Annotated in this window: 10 protein-coding genes, 3 tRNA genes and 2 rRNA genes; 4 read left to right on the top strand and 11 right to left on the bottom strand. The window is 56.2% G+C overall.

Annotated features, from left to right (window positions below; all coding sequences use genetic code 11):
* Positions 1-69 precede the first annotated feature (69 nt).
* The 3 genes from CXU21_RS07855 to CXU21_RS07845 form a co-directional block, all read right to left on the bottom strand.
* Positions 70-158 (bottom strand) — tRNA-Ser (locus CXU21_RS07855).
* Positions 159-519: 361 nt separating this feature from the next.
* A complete protein-coding gene (locus CXU21_RS07850; RefSeq protein ID WP_146016810.1) occupies positions 520-1335 on the bottom strand; it encodes a hypothetical protein in 816 nt (271 codons plus the stop codon).
* Between the two features lie 47 nt (positions 1336-1382).
* On the bottom strand, positions 1383-2132 hold the full coding sequence (locus CXU21_RS07845) for a hypothetical protein (RefSeq protein ID WP_146016808.1): 750 nt from the start codon (positions 2130-2132) through the stop codon (positions 1383-1385).
* A 246-nt stretch (positions 2133-2378) separates the two neighbouring features.
* On the opposite strand from CXU21_RS07845, the gene dnaX reads away from it, so the two are divergent.
* The 3 genes from dnaX to CXU21_RS07830 are packed head-to-tail and all read left to right on the top strand — an operon-like array spanning position 2379 to position 5980.
* A complete protein-coding gene (dnaX, locus tag CXU21_RS12580) occupies positions 2379-4580 on the top strand; it encodes a DNA polymerase III subunit gamma/tau (RefSeq protein ID WP_102725647.1) in 2202 nt (733 codons plus the stop codon).
* Positions 4581-4612: 32 nt separating this feature from the next.
* Positions 4613-4927 (top strand): YbaB/EbfC family nucleoid-associated protein, encoded by a 315-nt coding sequence (locus CXU21_RS07835; RefSeq protein WP_102715460.1) that lies wholly within the window; start codon positions 4613-4615, stop codon positions 4925-4927.
* A 12-nt stretch (positions 4928-4939) separates the two neighbouring features.
* The gene (locus CXU21_RS07830) at positions 4940-5980 is read left to right on the top strand and encodes an endonuclease/exonuclease/phosphatase family protein (protein ID WP_146016806.1); all 1041 of its coding nucleotides are present in this window, start codon (positions 4940-4942) and stop codon (positions 5978-5980) included.
* 98 nt (positions 5981-6078) lie between these two features.
* On the opposite strand, the gene CXU21_RS07825 is transcribed toward CXU21_RS07830, so the two are convergent.
* The 3 genes from CXU21_RS07825 to pyrF form a co-directional block, all read right to left on the bottom strand.
* Positions 6079-7770: a putative manganese-dependent inorganic diphosphatase gene (locus tag CXU21_RS07825; protein WP_102725646.1), complete on the bottom strand. Its 1692-nt coding sequence runs from the start codon at positions 7768-7770 to the stop codon at positions 6079-6081.
* A gap of 21 nt (positions 7771-7791) precedes the next feature.
* Positions 7792-8565: an energy transducer TonB gene (locus CXU21_RS07820; protein WP_102725645.1), complete on the bottom strand. Its 774-nt coding sequence runs from the start codon at positions 8563-8565 to the stop codon at positions 7792-7794.
* A 124-nt stretch (positions 8566-8689) separates the two neighbouring features.
* The gene (gene pyrF / locus CXU21_RS07815) at positions 8690-9475 is read right to left on the bottom strand and encodes an orotidine-5'-phosphate decarboxylase (protein ID WP_257996587.1); all 786 of its coding nucleotides are present in this window, start codon (positions 9473-9475) and stop codon (positions 8690-8692) included.
* Between the two features lie 120 nt (positions 9476-9595).
* On the opposite strand from pyrF, the gene CXU21_RS07810 reads away from it, so the two are divergent.
* Complete coding sequence (locus CXU21_RS07810) at positions 9596-11464, top strand: OPT family oligopeptide transporter (protein WP_102725644.1); 1869 nt, start codon at positions 9596-9598, stop codon at positions 11462-11464.
* Between the two features lie 69 nt (positions 11465-11533).
* Here the strand turns inward: CXU21_RS07810 and CXU21_RS07805 are convergent, their stop codons facing one another.
* The 5 genes from CXU21_RS07805 to CXU21_RS07785 form a co-directional block, all read right to left on the bottom strand.
* Positions 11534-14047: an alpha-N-acetylglucosaminidase gene (locus CXU21_RS07805; protein ID WP_180972718.1), complete on the bottom strand. Its 2514-nt coding sequence runs from the start codon at positions 14045-14047 to the stop codon at positions 11534-11536.
* 212 nt (positions 14048-14259) lie between these two features.
* Positions 14260-14375, bottom strand: a 5S ribosomal RNA gene (gene rrf / locus CXU21_RS07800).
* 237 nt (positions 14376-14612) lie between these two features.
* A 23S ribosomal RNA gene (locus CXU21_RS07795) occupies positions 14613-17448 on the bottom strand.
* A 214-nt stretch (positions 17449-17662) separates the two neighbouring features.
* Positions 17663-17739 (bottom strand) — tRNA-Ile (locus tag CXU21_RS07790).
* An 89-nt stretch (positions 17740-17828) separates the two neighbouring features.
* Positions 17829-17904 (bottom strand) — tRNA-Ala (locus CXU21_RS07785).
* Positions 17905-18040 lie beyond the last annotated feature (136 nt).

Raw genomic sequence — 18040 nt, 5'->3', positions numbered from 1 at the left:
TCCCGGATGGATATTCCCCGCACCAAGGGACAAAAAAGCCCGTCTCAAGGACGGGCTTCCATTAAAAAGTGGCGGAGAGAGTGGGATTCGAACCCACGGTAGGTTGCCCTACGTTCGATTTCGAGTCGAGTGCCTTAGACCAGCTCAGCCATCTCTCCGCTTGAAAATCGGGGTGCGTTGTATCCGGTTTGCCGGGTGCTGTAAAGAACAGAATTACCGCCCGCCGTCATTTGAACGCTTTTAACGTCGTGGAGAAGCCAGCGGTCCGAGGGTGGCTTCCGCCTCGAATTTCTGAGTCTTGTTGTGGGGGAGAGCACTCTTTGTCTCCCCGGGGGGGGGCTGCGGAATGCGTTCATGTTCCTTCGGCTCCATCAGCCAGGAGCAGGAAGAGACAAGAAGAAGGGAGAAAGACGTGAGCAAAAGAGAACCTGTGAATCGTTTCATCGTTTCCTTTTAAAAAGTTGAACCCCACTATGCCGGAGGGCACAGCGGGGTTCAAGGAAAATACGCGGCAGAACCTTATTTGGCGGACTGCACCGGGCGCAGAAGCTGCACCATGTCGCCGGGCTGGATGCTCATACCGGCAGGCACGGTATCCTTGACGATATCAGCCACCGTCTGATTTTTTTCCAGGGAAGTGACCTTTAATTTGCCGATGCTGCGGCCGTCACGGGTGACAAGCAGGATCGTGTTCGGGTCAATGTTGCTGCCCTGTCCGGCGCCAATCACTACAAAGCCCCACTGCGGGTCCACGGACAGAACGGGATATTCATCCCCATTCTTGGCGAGGGCGGCGCGGTATTCAGCCTGTTCCTTCTGGCGTCCGGCCAACTCGGTAGCTTGTTCGGCGCGCTTCTTGGCAGCCACTTCCGTCGCGCTCTTGATCTGGTCAATGTCTTCCTGAAGCTTTTTGTTGGAAGCTTCCATGGATTCCATCTTCGCCTGGATTTCCTGCACGCTGGAAACGCCGAAGTCGTTCAGCTTGGCCTTGAGTTCATCCATCTGCTTGTTGATCTTGGACAGGTCCGCATTCAGCTGAACTTCCTCTTCCTTCAGCTCCGTTTCCTTGGAGAGCTGTTCGTCACGCTGCTGCGTCACGGAAGCCTTGGTGGAGGTCAGGCTCAGGTTTTCCTCCGCAGCCAGACCGCGGTTCTTGATCATGTCATTGCGCAATCCCGTCCAATTCCGGATTTCCTTGTCCAGAACCTTGCGGTACGTGATCATTTCCTTGAAGTCCTGGTACTGGCCGTTGACGCCGAAGAGGCCGCTGAGACCGGAGAACCAGGCGCCCGCACCTGCTGCAAGAATCAATAAAACTACTAAGACAGTTTTCATTGTGTGTGTATGTGAGAGTGTATGGAGTGTATTGAACCAGGAAAGGACTACGGGCGGACGGATACAACGATGTCTCCGGCTTCAACACGTTCGCCGGCGGTTACCGTGGTGGGGAGGATGGTAGCCGTGGAAACACGGGATTCAACAGCGTTCACGTCAAGCTCGGCAATTTTGTTGCCGTCCCTCATCACGGCCAGCTTGGAACCGGGCACCACGCCCAGATCGGCAGCGCCGCCGTCAATTACCACTACATTGAAATCATCAATCACCTGGGAAACGCGCGTTTTCAGGTTGGGCGGGGAAAGATGCGCATCCTGGTCAGCCTTGAGCTGGCGAAGGGCCGCATTGTTCACGACAAGCTGCTCCGTTTCCGCCACGATGGCGTCATGCTTGCCCTGTTCAGCCTGCTTGACCACTTCCAGTTGCTTGGATTCTTCTTCCAATCCCTTGATCTTGTCCGCAATGGCCTGGATGCTTTCCATGTCCTTGCTCTTGGACTGAAGCTCCGCCAAGGCGGTTTGCTGTGCCTGGAGGTCCGTTTTCTTGGCCTCGTTGGCGGCGGCAAGCTCCTGATTCTTGGCTTCCAGCTCGTCCTTCTGCTTGGTTAAGGCATTGATATCGTTTGTCAACCCTTCATTTTTCACCAGGAAGTCGACATATTTTGTCTTTTCTTCCGTGAACTCACCGCGAAGACCGTTCAGGTTCTTATAGCGAGAGACGCATTCCTTACGCTCCTTGGTTAGAGCTTCCTCGTTATCAAGATAATACATGGCTCCGCCGAGAAGAGCTATGACCAAGGCTGCAATTGATACTTTGACCCACATAGGAAATAATAGAGATGAGAAGGTTCCTGTTACTTTTGTGAGATTGGCATGAACATTTTCACATTTCAACATCAAAATGACATCCTCATTGTTTTCTTGATATTTTTTTCAGGAAAGCTTCGTAACGGGAGGCTGCAAAGTTTCTCTTATCAACATTTTAAAACAATTACGCTCTATTTTCTTTTCAAACAGGGACTCATCTTCTAGTCTTTCTGAACCGTGAGTTACCAGGTCTTTGCCAGAAAATATCGTCCTCTGACATTCAATGACGTCCTCGGACAGGATCATGTCGTCCAGACGTTGAAAAACGCCATTGAGCACAATCGCCTCGCGCATGCCTACCTTTTTGTAGGACCGCGCGGGACGGGAAAAACATCCACTGCCAGAATTTTCGCAAAAGCCCTGAATTGCAGCGGCGGCCCGAAAGTGGATTTTGACCCGCATGAAGACATCTGTGAAGAGATCGCGGAGGGCCGGAGCCTGGACGTTCTTGAAATAGACGGCGCATCCAACCGCGGCATCGACCACATCCGCGACCTTCGGGACAATGTGCGCTTTGCCCCCAGCCGGGGGAATTTCCGCATTGTCTATATAGATGAGGTGCACATGCTCACCAAGGAATCCTTCAACGCCCTGCTGAAAACGCTGGAGGAACCGCCTCCCCACGTCAAATTCATTTTTGCGACGACGGAACCCCACAAGATTCTGCCGACCATCCTGTCGCGCTGCCAGCGTTTTGACCTGCGCCCCATTCCCTCCGAAATCATTGCGGAACACCTGCTCCACATCGCTTCTGCGGAAGGAGTGAGCCTGAGCCGTGAAGCGGCCTTTGCCGTAGCCAAGGTGGCGGACGGCGGCATGCGGGATGCCCAGTCCATGCTGGACCAGCTGGTTTCCTTCTGCGGAAACCAGATTGAAGAGGAACAGGTGCTCCACATCTTCGGCATCACTTCCCGGGAAACCGTGGCGCATGCTCTGGCGCTCATTCTGAACAAGGAGCTCCCGTCCCTGCTCCACCTTCTGCATGAGCAGGCGGAGGCGGGAAGAGACATGGGCCAGTTCCTGTCTGAAATCATTTCCGCCGTACGTGAAATTCTGGTCTCCAAGGTGGATCCGGAAGCCAGCTTTGACTCCCTCCCGGAAGCCTCCAAGGAGGAACTCGCCGAACTCGTCAAACGCACCCAGACGGACAAGATTCTGCGCCTGGTGGAAGTCCTGGCGGAAACGGAAGACAAGATGCGCTGGTCAACCAATAAAAGGCTGCATCTGGAAATGGGCCTGATCAAGGCCGTCCACGCCCTGGCGGAAGCCAGCATCAGTGATATTATCATGGCTCTGGAAGGCGCGCCGCTGACCGCCTCCATACCCGCCCCCGCACAAGCGCCCTCTGACCGCCAGGAACAAAAGGCGCCTGCGGCTTCTGTTACAGCGCCTGCCCCGGAACCTCCGGCACCTGTCCAGGCGCCCATTCCTGTGGAAAAACCGGAACCCGCTCCGGAAGAGCACCTGATGGACCCGGTTCCGGATTTTTCCCCGGCCAAACCGTCCCCGGCGAGCGCCGTGCAGCAGAGTGAACCCGCCAGTGCTCCGGCGGCGCCCGCTCCCGCAGAGGCACCCGAACCGCAACCGCAGGTCCCGGCAGCAGCCATGGAGGAAGAACCTCCCCCTTCTCTTCCGGAGGAAGAACCCCTTTATTCCGCACCTGAACCTCAGCAGGAACCCGTTCCTGAAATCCCGGCGGAACCCCAGCGCCCCGCCTCCGCCATCTCGGATGCTCCGGTATCCCCTCCGGATTCTCCGGAACCCACCTTCATGGACCCTGAGGAAAGCCTGCCTCCGGAAAGGCGAACGAGCAGTTTCTTTGATAACCTGTTTGATGCAGCAAGCGCACCTTCCCGCACCTCTGCTCCCGCAGTAAAAGAGGAGCCGCAGTCCCCTGTTCTTCAATCTGGAAGAACCATCACAGAGGAAGACTGGAAAGCGGCGCTGGAACAGGCCGCCGCCAACTTCCCCCTGCAGGCGGACTTTCTGGCAAACAGCGTCTTTTCCGGCCATGACGGCGCATTTGTGGCCGTCTCCTTTCACCCCTCCGACCATCAGGGAATGGACAGTCTGGGTTCCGGCCCTCTCCGCGCCGCCCTGGAAGCGGACCTCTCCAAACGCAGCGGCACTCCCGTTACCATCTCCATCCGCCAGGATGCCTCCATTCCGGAACCTGTCCAGGAAGAACTGGCCCCGCTCCCGGCGCCCCCGCCCCCGGCGGCCTCCGCTCCGGCCCCCAAACCCCAGGCTTCCCGGGAAAAACCCGTTGCGGCCGTCAGGGAACCCGTCAAAGAGGAGAATGAAGATAGCACCTACTATACGGACCCCCTGATTGACGCCGCCATGGAAATATTCCGCGCCCGTATCATTTCCCAATAATACATCAACCCACATCTCCAAATACAACAGCCATGAACATGATGAAAATGATGAAGCAGGTCCAGCAGATGCAGGCCGGACTTGCCGCCGCCCAGGAAAAACTGGCCTCCCAAACCGTTACTCTCGAAGGCGCGGGCGGCAAGCTGAAAGTCACCGCCACCTGTGACGGCAACCTCACGGAACTGGTCATTGATCCTTCCATCATTGATCCGTCCGATTCCGAATTTCTCCAGGACCTGCTCCTGCAAACCATTAATGCCGCCATCGCCAAGGGCAAGGAAACCGCCGCTGCGGAAATGAAAAAACTGACGGGCGGCCTGGACCTGCCCCCCGGCATGGGCTTTTAACCTACCATAACCGTGCACAGGCTCAGAAGGCGCAAACATCTGGCAGAACCACTGCCTGCGTTATCCGGTGTCAACCACCTGGGGATAGCGCTGGGTTGCGTCTCTCTGTGCCTGTGGGTCATCGTCGTCACCATTTTCTGGACCGGCTCGGACACGATGGCCTTCATGACTTCACTGCCCATCTGGGCGTGTTGTCTTATCTTCTCCTTCCCGGCGCTTCTGGCGTGGCTGATTTTCGGTTCCCGGATCGGGCTGCTCGGCGTCATTGTCTGGTTTGCATACGGCATCGTCATCACGGATTTCATTCCTCCCATTGCCAGAACGGGAATGGAGTATTACAAAATGCCCCCGGCGCCGGATTCCCGCCAAATCAGAATCCTTACCCTGTACGGCGGCTGCGTGGAAAACCCGCCCATTGAACAGATATCCAAACTCCGGGCGGACGTCATCTTCATCCAGGGCTGCAGCAACCACAACCGGACGCTCAAATTTGCCTACAGCATCTTCGGGCGCACCTCCTACATCAAGCAAATTGGAAGCTGCGCCATCATTGTACGCCACGGCCAGATAGGTCCGGCGCAAAGCATCACGGATACCTCAGGCCTGATCGTAGACTGGATACCGGAAAACTCTTCCTTGGCAATACGGCTTATCAACATCAGCCTGGAGCCCTTTGAACACCGCTTTGACCTTTATTCCCCCGCCTGCTGGAAATACTTCCACACACTCCGGTTCATTCACCGCAAACAGCTCCAGTACCTGTTTGATACCCTGAAGGAGGTAGGAAGCCAGCACGGAGAACTGCCCATCATCCTGGCCGGGAACTTCAGCGCCGCTCCCCAATCCCCCATCTTCTCCAAACTCAGCAGCGACTTTCAGGATTGCTTCAAGCTTAAAGGCGCCGGATACGGGGCTACCCATCCCGTCAACTTCCCGCTGCTGCGCCTGGACCGTGTCTTCTGCACACCGCCGCTCAAACCTGAACGCGCCAGCACCGTGCTGATACCGGATACCGTCCGCCGTTCCATCCTGGCGGACATTTCGATGCCCTGATTTGCTTCCTGCGCGGCTGATTAAGCCGTTTCCGCATAAAAATTTCTCCGGAACGGGGCTGCCCCGTTAAAACGCGGAAATGAATTCCCCCGTCACATCTACAGGGTTTTCAATGCACGGGAAATAGCCGGGAAAAGCTGCTTCTTGCGGCTGACTACATCAGCGGCGGAAAACAGGTTGGGCCCCAGCCGTTCGTACTCAATGTGCTCCAGCACTTCTTCATCCCCCACAGCCAGCAGCATGGAATCATGCGTGACTATGTCCGTGACCAGGAGGCATGCGAGTTTCAACCCTTCTTCCTCCACCAATTTCTGAAGCTCCTTCACCAGGTCATCCTGAACTTCCTGAAGGCCGAAGATGCCTATCTCCTCAATCTGTGAGATGCTGATCTTGTGCCCGTACTCCGTAAAGGTTTTCCTGTCCGCCTGGATAATCGCGGAAGGCGCCGTTTTGGAGCGCAGCAGGGAACCGGTGGCGAAAAACTCCTCCGTGAACTTTTTGGCGTCTATTTTGGCAATGCCGGTCAGCCATTCCAGCATCTCCCTGTCCGCCCGCGCCGTGGTGGGGGACGTCAGGTTCAGTGTATCGGAAAGAATCCCGGCGCACAGGCAAATCGCCACGGCCTGTGAAGGCTCCGCATCACGGTGGTAAAACCTGCGCGCCACCAGGGTGGAAGTGGAGCCCACAGGCTCATTCAAAAAGCGGATCGGATCCCGGGTGGAAATCTGGGTGCCCAGGCGGTGATGGTCCATGACTTCCACGATTTCCGCTTCCTCCACCCCCTTGACGGCCTGTGAAAATTCATTATGGTCCACCAGTGCTACACGCATGCGGGGCGGGTCCACCAGGTCCGTCTTGCTCAACACGCCGATCATCTTGCCGATCCTGATGCTCATTACGGGGAACAGCGCCTGCTTGCTCTTCACTGCGGCCTGCCTCAATTCAGGCAACGGCATATTCTCCGGAAAAACCGTATAATCCTTGTGCACCTGCTCCATTACCTTACGGGAGCAACGGATCAACTGGCCCACACTGGCCGTATCCCACGGGGTGCTTAAAATGCACGTGCCTGTCGTCTGGGCCGTCTCAATAATATCCAGGGACGGGAACGCCCCGGAGGTGGTCACCAGGGCGCGCACCCCGTGCTCCACGGCATAAAGCTGCACGTTCGGGCGGTCCCCGCAAATAACGATCAGGTCCCGGACCATGCCCTTTCTTTTGTAATTGGCAAGCCTCGTCCGGACGCTCGGTTCGCTGGAAGCCCCCACCAGAATGATATTCTGCGTCTCTTCCTCACTCAGGGTCTCCCCCGTCAGGCACTTGCCGTCAATGGTAGTGGCAATGTTGCTCAGGCTGGAAAAAACGGAGCGCACATTCATCTCCGTCATGTTCAGAGGCATCAGCAGGCTCAGCAAATCAAAATAACGCAGCAGTCCATGAAGATTGTGGTCAGTATCAACCACCGGAATGGTCTGAAGGGAGTTCTCCGTCATCCTGCGGTACGCCGTCAGGAACGTATCATCCGGACTTACGCTGATCACGTCACGGCGGCAGATCGTCCCGGCAGTGGGCGTTACGTCATAAACCAGGAGCGGTTCCGGCAATCCGGCCTTTTCCAGCACCCAGGACGTTCTCAGCGTCATCTCCCCGCATCTGGCGGCAATGGCGTCAGGTTCGCCATGGGCTCTTAAAAACTCCGCATTACCTATGGCGGAACAAATGGCATCCGTATCCGGATTCTGGTGGCCGATCACGTAAATGGGCCTTTTTTCTGTCTTCTCCGGAAGCATCTTTCTTATTTCCTGCACAGGTTAATCTATATTCAACCTGACGGGCACCACTACCTTGGAAGCAATGGGCAAGCCGTCTTTTTCCGCCGGGTAGAAAGTCCAATTCTCTTTCACCCAGCGCATGAAAAGACGGTCCAGTTCCGCATTTCCCGTTGACTGAATAAGATTGACGGATGAAGGTTCGCCACGGGGATTTACCCCCACCACAACTTTCACCACGGCATTCACCTTCCCGACTTTAGAAGAATTGACGGAATTGGGCAAGGATGGAGCACGTTTATAACGCACCTTTTTATCCGGAGTCACATTTTCATCCGGCGCAGGGGGACCCGGCATAGATGCCGCAGGAGTCTTTACGGGGCGCCTGGGCTTCACCTCCTTCATGGAAATGCGCATGCTGGAAAGCTCTTCCGGCAAAAACTCCGTTTGAGTCTCCTCCTGAAGAAAATCCTTCATCTCGGAACAATCCTCACTCTCCGGCAGCTTCATCGCAAGCAGGTCTTCATCCGCGGTAATTTCCGGAATGGAGCTGACTGTGGACGGAGCTACCGCGGGATCCACCGGCACGGGCTGAACCTCCTCCAGCTCCTGGAGAATCTCCTCGGCAGGGGCCACAAACTCCATTTCCACCTCTCCGCCCTGAACGGAAGGAAGCCACAGCTCCTGAAAATGGATGGCTACAAGCACGGCACACAAAGCCACCTGGACGCCCACGGCCACCCCCACCGCAATCAGCATGGCGGATTTGGACGTGGAACGAGGCGTGAATCTTACAATTCCGGGCTTTTCATCCATAAAAACGGGCAGGGAAAAAGGCAGTGCCCGTCCAATATACCAACGCCTTTCCCGTTGACAAGCGCCCGCACCGCCATGAGCAGGCCGTTATCATTTTGTTATCTGCCGGAAAAACGCATGAATATCAATAATCCAAAGCTTCACGGATGCGCTGGGCAAACCTGGCCGCCTTCTCCGCAAAGCTTAGTTCCGGATTCTGATACATGATGCCGCGGGACACGTTAACCAGCGGGGGAGCCGCATGGCCGGAACCGCTCAGGCTGGAAAGATCGCCGCCCTGCGCCCCCAGGCCGGGAATCAGCAGGGGCGCATCCGGAATGCGTTCCAGAATGCTGGAATCCGCATTGGTCAGCCCCACTACCATTCCCACGGACGTCTTGCGCCCCTCCTGCACGGAACGGCGCACCATATCCCCCACCAGTTCATAAACCTTGCGGCCGTCGGCCAGTTCCTGCCGTTCCACGTCCGCGGAACCGGGATTGGAAGTGACCGTCAGCAGATAAATGCCCTTGCCTTCATAATCCAGAAAAGGTTCCAGAGTATCATAACCCATGAAGGGGCTCAATGTGACGGCATCCACGCCCAGACGCTCAAAATATGCCTGCGCATAATACTTCTGAGTCTCTCCAATATCCCCGCGCTTGGCGTCCAGCACCACGGGCACATCCTCCGGCATATCCGGAAGCAACTCCTCAAGCATCTCCAGGCCGCGCAGGCCCATGGCCTCAAAATACGCGATATTCGGCTTGAACGCCGCCGCATACGGAGCAGTTTCTTCCACGACCTTCCGCAACAGGGAGGGAACCGACTGCAAATCATCCATGACGGGGCGCGGGTCCAGCCCCACGCACAGGGCGGAACCGGTCTTTCTGATGCGGGCGGCAAGTTTATCCGTAAAAGATTGGCTCATGCCATTCATTAAACCACGGGCGCCACGGGCAGGCAAGCCCCAAGCGGAAGGGGTTCCGGAGGAAAGGAAAGGCAGATACGGCTTTTCCACCGCGCCCGCACATGCTATGTTCCGACCCGTATGGCACCTACGGAATCCCAGTCTTCCCACGCTCCTCTCTCCTGCCTGGAAAAGCCGCTCCCACTGGACGGCTTCCAGGGCACCCCGGATGAAATCGAACAACAATGGTATGACCGGGTCTACCTGGGCTCCGGCGACAGAATGAAGCAGCTCACCTGGAGAGCCGTCATCGTAGGCATGCTCCTCGGCTCCATCCTTTCCCTCACCAACCTGTATGCCAACCTTAAAATGGGATGGTCCTTCGGGGTGGCCCTGACGGCGGGCATTATCTCGTTTGCTCTCTGGAATGCCTTTGTCCGCCTGGGCATCTCCAAATCCCCCATGACCATTCTGGAAAACACGTGCATGCAGTCCGCCGCCAGCTCCGCAGGCTACTCTACCGGGGGCACGCTCACCTCCGCCGTGGCCGCCCTGCTCCTGCTGACCGGGCAGCACATGCCGCTGGGCGTCACCTTCGCCTGGATATTCTTCATTGCCGTATTGGGCGTCACCATGGCCATTCCGATGAAGCGCCAGATGATCAACATTGAGCAAATCAGGTTTCCGGACAGCATCGCCACGGCGGAAACCCTCAAGGTGCTCTATTCGGAAGGCAAAAAGGCGGCTGGACAGGCCAAAGCCCTTCTTTATTCCGCCCTCTTCGCCTCCGCCAACGCCATCGCCATGGCGGCGGGAGGGGAACAATGGCTGGGCACCGCCCAGCAGCAAATCCTGGGCAACTGGTACCACCGCACGATCTTCTTTAAATGGGACCTCATGTTTGTGGGCGCAGGCGCGCTGGTGGGCATGAAAACCTCCCTCAGCCTCTTCATCGGCGGCACGGTCTGCTGGGCTCTCTACGTACCGTGGCTGGAAAACCAGGGACTGCTTCCCGCGGGCGCCGGCTACCGGGATGCCGTGGGCTGGACCCTGTGGGGCGGAACCGCCTGCATGGTCGTCGCCAGCATCGTGGCCTTCCTGTTCCAATGGAAAAGCATCGTCCGCTCCTTTTCCTCCCTGGGCGCCATGTTCTCCCTGACTAAAAGGCGGGAGCTGACGGACGTGGAAAAAATAGAAACGCCCATGAGCTGGTTCCTGGCAGGCCAGCTCGTCTCCCTGGGGGCTCTCGGCTATCTGGCGTACGTCACCTTTGACGTTCCGTACTGGATGAGCTGCATTGCAGTAGTCATCTCCTTCTTCCTGGCGCTGGTCGTCTGCCGGATCACCGGGGAGGCCAACATCACTCCCACCGGAGCCATGGGCAAAGTCACGCAGCTCATCTTCGGCGGAATCGCGCCGGGACACGTGACGGCCAACCTGATGGCGGCCAACATCACCTCCGGAGCCTCCAGTTCTTCGGCAGACCTGCTCGTGGACCTCAAGGTGGGCTACCTGCTGGGAGCCAATCCCCGCAAGCAATTCATCGCCCAGTTCTCCGGAATCTTCCTGGGAACCCTCGTCTCCGTGCTCGCCTTCCGCTCCATGGTACCGGACGTGGACGCCCTCCAGGCATTCAATGCGCCGGGAGCCAGAACATGGGCAGCCACGGCGGAAGCGCTGGGCATGGGCTTCAGCCACCTGCACAGCATCAAGGTTCTCTCCATCATCGCGGGAGGTATCCTAGGCCTCATTCTGGTGCTTGTCCCCCGCTACCTTCCCGCTGCGGGAAAATGGCTCCCCACCCCCATCGGCTTCGGGCTGGCGTGGGCTATCCAGTGGAATGACTCCTTCCTCTTCTTTGCCGGGGCCGTGCTCGGCTGGGCTGCGGACCGCTTCTTCCGTGCCAAATCCAAGGAATATAAAATCCCCACCGCCTCCGGCATCATTGCCGGCGCGGCCCTGACGGGCATGGCCATCCTGATGTTCAGCATTTACCAGGCGGCACGCTAAACCCGTGACCGGGCACCGGACCGCCGGAAAAAGAATATTCCGAAGGTCCGGCCCTGGCCCGGCGGCATGTCAACGGGCCTCCTTCTTCAATGTCATTTCCCCTTTGGAAGCTCCTTCGGAAACGCCGCTCACCTCCGCCTTCAAGGTATAGGAATCAAGGTTGGTGCGGTACCTCTTCAGATCAAGCCTGTAGGAATTATCCTTATTCTCCACCCCGGTCCAGCCTTCATGGGTATCTGCGGCCACTTCCCTGTCTCCCTCGTACAACTTGACGGAATGAATTTTCAGGGCGCTGGGACCGTTCTTCCACTGGAAGGTAGCGGTATACGTGCCCGGCCCGGTTACCTGGTCCGTTACGTTAAATTGCAGCGGAGAGCCCTGCTGAAGATCCCACGGAGTTCCCGTGGAATGTCTTTCTTCCGCGCTCAGGGCGTCCAGCATTTCCCGGTGAGCACCCATCACGCGGTTGGCGACGGTCAGAGTATCCCCGGACGGCTTGGTGGAATACACCTTTCCATTTCCCGCAAAAGCCAGCTCCTCACGGACCGTCTTATCCATAAAGGCGGCCTGGGCGGCGGTACGGTCCTTCTTTCCGGTCAGCACATCCAGCTGGGATTCAAAAAAATTCTTCCAGCGGGGCAGATAAAAATCGGAAACAAGCCCGGCCCACTGGCGGTTGGAATAATCATTCAGCGCACGGGGAGCCTGGTCAATCCACGTAGTCACAAGCATTTTGGCGGACTTGTCCATCAAGGCCTTTTCCTGCCGGGTGCTTCCCCAATCCAGCGCCTTTTTCTGCCAGGTTCCCAGCAGGAACTGGCTGTCCGTCGCCAGAAGGGCGTCCATATCGGCAACCAGGGACAGGAACGATTTCACCTGCCTCCTGTATGCCGCTGCATCCCCGGAGTCAAAAGCGCTCCTGATCCGCTGAAGCTGGTAAAAAGCGGCGTCCGCAAGCGCCTGGCGGACGACATCCACCAAGTCATAGCGGAAAGTCTCCTCCTTTAACAGGGACGGCTGGGCATTAGCCGCCTGCAAATAACCGCGGGCCGCTTTAACGATGTCGCCCAGATGGTAATACCTCTCCCCGCTGGACCACGTGGAAGCCTTGCGGACGTCCCAGGACGGACGGGCGCAGATAATGGACTCCGTACACCCCTCCTGCGAACGGGCGGGATTGTAAATGGAGGAAGACAGGATTTCCAAAGCCTGCACGACCGCTTCCGGAGCGGCGCCGTAACGCTGGCGAGCATACTTCCTGAGCCAGTCCCGGACCGGAATATCCTCCTCTGTCCATAAACGGTCGCTGAACAGGGCGTAATGAAGGGGATTCGTCTCCAGCCCTTCGGACAAGGTACCCATTCCCGTCAGCCCCTTGTCCCTGTAGCCGGCCAAATCACTCCCCAGACGGGACAGAAGAGGAACCCCTCCGTACAGTCCCGTATTGCCGCCGAAGTTGGCCAGCTCACACCAGACCCAGGGAATGCCGTCAAAAGTCCTCAAATTCTTTCCGCCGTCAGCCATGTCCTTGGTAAGCTGCAGCACAAGCGCATGCTTCGGGTCCGTTCCGGCCAGCAGCTCGCGGGAAGGATTGCCCCCCCACGCCTGGATCACCCAGGAAGAACCCGGGGAAGCCTTCTGCATGGCGCCCTGCACCGCCTGCGCCGCACGCGTCACGTCAATGTCCCCCTTGCTGCCTCCCTCATGGAACAAATCCCCCCCGAACATTTTTCCGGAAATGCCGTACACCTTGCGGAGAGCCTTGTACCAGTCCGCAGCCAGCTTCGGAAACGCCTCGCAAGTGGGGTCCACGACCCACGGCCTCTTGAAATTGACCCATTCCCCCTGCGGGATAAGCTTCAGGCCCTTCATCCGCACGTTCTCCGCAAAATCCGCAGGAACAAACCCCACATAACCCTGAAGCACGGGCGTCATGCCCAGCTGCTCCATGCGGGATACGATGCGCCGCCCCAGCTGCGCCATCCTGTCAATCTGCTGCTGGGTCAACGGTCCCCCGTGTCCTTCCAGGTTGCCCATGTTCCACCAGGCGGCAAAGGCGGGATTGGGGATGAAGCGGAGAGCCTTTTCACGGGGATACCCCAGGCCGATAAGGAAATCCTCCCAGGTTTTCTCCAGCCCTGCCGTCACCAGCGCGTGCGTAAACCCGCTCAGCGCCAGAAAATCAATCTCACGCTGCCAGCGGTTCCAATCCCAGAAAGCCGCCGTATAAGACAGGGTGCAGTAATTATAGGCAAAAACGGTATTCCACGGAGATTCAATCGTGACAGGGCTGGATGGGGCAGGCAGCGGAGAGGAAAGCGTCAGGCGGTCTCCGTTCCACGAAAAATGCACCTTGGCAATATTTTTCAGATACCACCCGTATCCCGCTACCAGGCGGCGTACGTCAGATGCTTCCACCCGAATGCCTCCGGGAGCGCCTGAAATCGTAATCTTGTTGCCCAGGGCCGGATTCAAGCTGAACGACACAGCGCCTTTTGCTGCTGGAGTCACGCGCGCCACCACGTCTTCAGCGGCCGCTACGGGAGACATTTCCGCGGCAGAGACGCAAACAAGCGGGGACATGACCGTTCCCAGAACCGAACCGACTGCAAAAGCATGTGAAAGCATAGCACCAACTATACATGCAAAATCCATAGCGTCTTTCAAGGAGGATTATAATGGCGGGAAAAGCAAACTCCCGGCCTTACCAACCTTTTGGAGCGCCCCCAATCCTTTCAACAAGAAAACGAACAGGCCCCAACAGTGATGGGACTGTTGGGGCCTGATGAAAAAAATCCCGGCGGCGACCTACTCTTGCGGGACCTATCGTCCGACTACCATTGGCGCGGCAGCGTTTCACTTCCGGGTTCGGAACGGGACCGGGTGGGACCACTGCGCTCTGGCCACCGGGCTTCAGGGGGAAGAGGTTTTTTCTCTCTTCATCCTGCCTGCCCGGGAGCCCTTGGGGGCTTTGAGGGGGATTTTTTAAGGGTTGTGTGTGTTTGTGGCTAAGAAGATTTCCTCTCGTTATGAGGGGAAGGAATCAGCGTAAACTGACATCTGCGTGGCTGGTGGTGTTACTTTTTAAACATGCACTGTATGAACAAGACAACGGCAAGTTGTTATTCACGAACGGGAGTGATGTAATATGATGAAGTCTATTGGTAATTAGTATCGCTTGGCTCAATACATTGCTGCACTTACACCTGCGACCTATCAACGTGGTGGTCTTCCACGAACCTATAGGGAAAACTCATCTTGGGATGGGCTTGGCGCTTAGATGCTTTCAGCGCTTATCCCGTCCGCACTTAGCTACTCGGCCATGCACTTGACAGTACAACCGATGCACCAGTGGTGCGTCAGACCCGGTCCTCTCGTACTAAGGTCTGAACCCCTCAATTTTCCAACGCCCACAGAGGATAGAGGACCGAACTGTCTCGCGACGTTCTGAACCCAGCTCGCGTGCCGCTTTAACCGGCGAACAGCCGGACCCTTGGGACCTTCTCCAGCCCCAGGATGCGACGAGCCGACATCGAGGTGCCAAACCACGCCGTCGATATGAACTCTTGGGCGTGATCAGCCTGTTATCCCTAAGGTACCTTTTATCCGTTGAGCGACGGCAATTCCACTTTCTACCGCCGGATCACTTGGGCCTGCTTTCGCATCTGCTCGACTTGTAGGTCTCACAGTTAGGCGGGCTTATGCCCATGCACTCGACACCCGGTTGCCAACCGGGCTGAGCCCACCTTCGCGCTCCTCCGTTACTCTTTGGGAGGATACCGCCCCAGTAAAACTGACCGGCTGACACGGTCCTCTGGCCGGATTCACGGCTCAGGGTTAGATCCTCCAGTTTCAAAGGGTGGTGTCTCATTGATGACTCAGACGCCCCCTAAAGGGCGTCTTCAGCGTCTCCCACTTACTCTGAGCATTAAAACCGAAGAAACAATGACAGCTTACAGTTAAGGTCTATAGGGTCTTTCCGTCCTTCTGCGGGTAGGCGGCATCTTCACCGCCACTACAATTTCACTGAGCGCCTGGTTGAGACAGTGCCCAACTCGTTTCACGATTCGTGCAGGTCGGAACTTACCCGACAAGGAATTTCGCTACCTTAGGACCGTTATAGTTACGGCCGACATTCACCGGGACTTGGGTTCAGAGCTTCGCCTTGCGGCTAACCCCTTGCCTTAATCTTTCGGCATTGGTCACGTGTCACACCCTATACTTCGACTTGCGTCTTTGCAGAGTGCTGTGTTTTTGATAAACAGTCGGTTGGGCCATTTCTCTGCGGCCTGCATCGCTGCAGGCACCCCTTCTTCCGAAGTTACGGGGCTAATTTGCCGAGTTCCTTAACCAGGTTTCACTCTTACGCCTTGGTATATTCTACCCACCCACCTGTGTCGGTTTGCGGTACGGGTCGCTTAGCATATGCTGGGGCTTTTCTTGGCACTCGATCCAATGATGCGCTGAGTCCGTAGACTCAACTCGGAATTCAATAACCTAGTCATCTTTTCTCATGCGTCCTCCCAGTTTAAGGGTCGCGAGCTCAGGATTATTAACCTGATGTCCATCGCCTACGCCTCTCGGCCTCGGCTTAGGTCCCGGCTAACCCAGGGACGAAACACGTTGCCCTGGAAACCTCGGGTTTACGGCGGCCGGGGATTTCACCCGGCTTTACGTTACTCATGTCTGCATACTCACTTGCATACGCTCCAGGGTCAGTCGCCATCACCCTTCAACGCGTATGCAACGCTCTTCTACCACTCTACCGTAAGGTAAAGTCCAGAGCTTCGGTATAACGCTTGATCGCCAATCATTTTCGGCGCAGGATCACTCGATGAGTAAGCTATTACGCATTTTTTAAATGGTGGCTGCTTCTAAGCCAACATCCTCACTGTCTGTGTAATCCCACATCCTTTCCACTGAGCGTTATTTAGGCACCTTAGCTGCTGGTCTGGGTTGTTTCCCTCTCGACAATGAAGCTTATCCCCCACTGTCTCACTGCCACGTTCCATTGCACGGTATTCGGAGTTTGATAAGGTTTGGTAAGCGGGTGTGCCCCCTAGCCTTGTCAGTGCTCTACCCCCGCGCATCAGCACGTGACGCTGCACCTAAATGCATTTCGAAGAGAACCAGCTATCACGGGGTTTGATTAGCCTTTCACTCCTACCCTCAGCTCATCAGAGAACTTTTCAACGTTCACCTGTTCGGTCCTCCACATGGTTTTACCCATGCTTCAACCTGGCCAAGGGTAGGTCACCTCCGCTTCGGGTCCAGTACCTGCGACTTAATTCGCCCTATTCGGACTTGCTTTCGCTACGACTCCGGGCCGGAAGCCCTTAGTCTTGCCACAAACACTGACTCGCAGACTCATTAAACAAAAGGCACGCCATCGCAGATTGCTCTGCTCTGACACTTTGTAGACATACGGTTTCAGGTTCTATTTCACTCCGCTCACAGCGGTTCTTTTCACCTTTCCCTCGCGGTACTTGTTCACTATCGGTCGCCAACTAGTATTTAGCCTTGCGCGGTGGTCCGCGCTGATTCATACATCGTTCCACGTGTGATGTATTACTCAGGATTCCACTAATTCCCACGCTGGATTTCGTCTACAGGGCTTTCACCTTCTACGGCCAGCCTTTCCAGGCTGTTCTACTATCCAGTATGGTCGAATATGTCGTGGTCCTACAACCCCGAAGGAGTACCTTCGGTTTGGGCTCCATCCGCTTTCGCTCGCCACTACTTACGGAATCGATTTCTCTTTCTTTTCCTCCGCTTACTGAGATGTTTCACTTCAGCGGGTTTCGCGTTTCATACCCTATGTATTCAGGTATGAACGATCGAGTATTAACTCGATCAGGTTACCCCATTCGGATACCCCCGGATCATCGCTTGCTTGCAGCTTCCCGAGGATTTTCGCAGCTTGCCGCGTCCTTCTTCGCCTGTTGGCACCAAGGCATTCACCGTACGCCCTTAATTACTTCATCATATTGCAAAAGCTTTTTACCACTTCCACAATACCACAAAGCCCTTTCGTGACTTACTGTATTGTCTTATTTCTTGGTATGCATGTTTTAAATTGTGTATTGTAGTTGTTTTTCAACTACCCACTTTGTTGGAAAGCAATTGCTTCTCAGCAATTGTTTTCTTTGCCACGCAGATGTCAATTTTCGTTGTTCCCTCAATAATCGATTTGCTTTTTGGTGGGCCTGACAGGACTTGAACCTGTGACCCCGCGCTTATCAAGCGCGTGCTCTAACCAACTGAGCTACAGGCCCGGCTTTGGGTCTCGCAGAGGCAGTTAACAGCGAACAGGTAATAGTTAATAGCCATTTACCGTTCTCCGTTGCCGCCTTCTTACCGAAACTGGTGGAGGCACGGGGACTCGAACCCCGGACATCCAGCTTGCAAAGCTGGCGCTCTACCAACTGAGCTATACCCCCAGTTGCGGTTCGGTTTGAAAAAAGGTCGTCACGCACGTCGTGCCTAGTTTCGCTACAAGCGAACTGGCTGTTTACACATCTTTGGTTCGTTGCGGGCCCTCGCGGGTTCCGCGCCCTCTTCCCTCGGGAAGAGATC

Origin of the sequence: Akkermansia muciniphila (genome assembly GCF_002884975.1) — a bacterium.
GTDB lineage: Bacteria > Verrucomicrobiota > Verrucomicrobiia > Verrucomicrobiales > Akkermansiaceae > Akkermansia > Akkermansia muciniphila_C.
The sequence above is the reverse complement of the archived record's forward strand: the minus strand, read 5'-3'. Positions and strand labels throughout refer to the sequence as shown.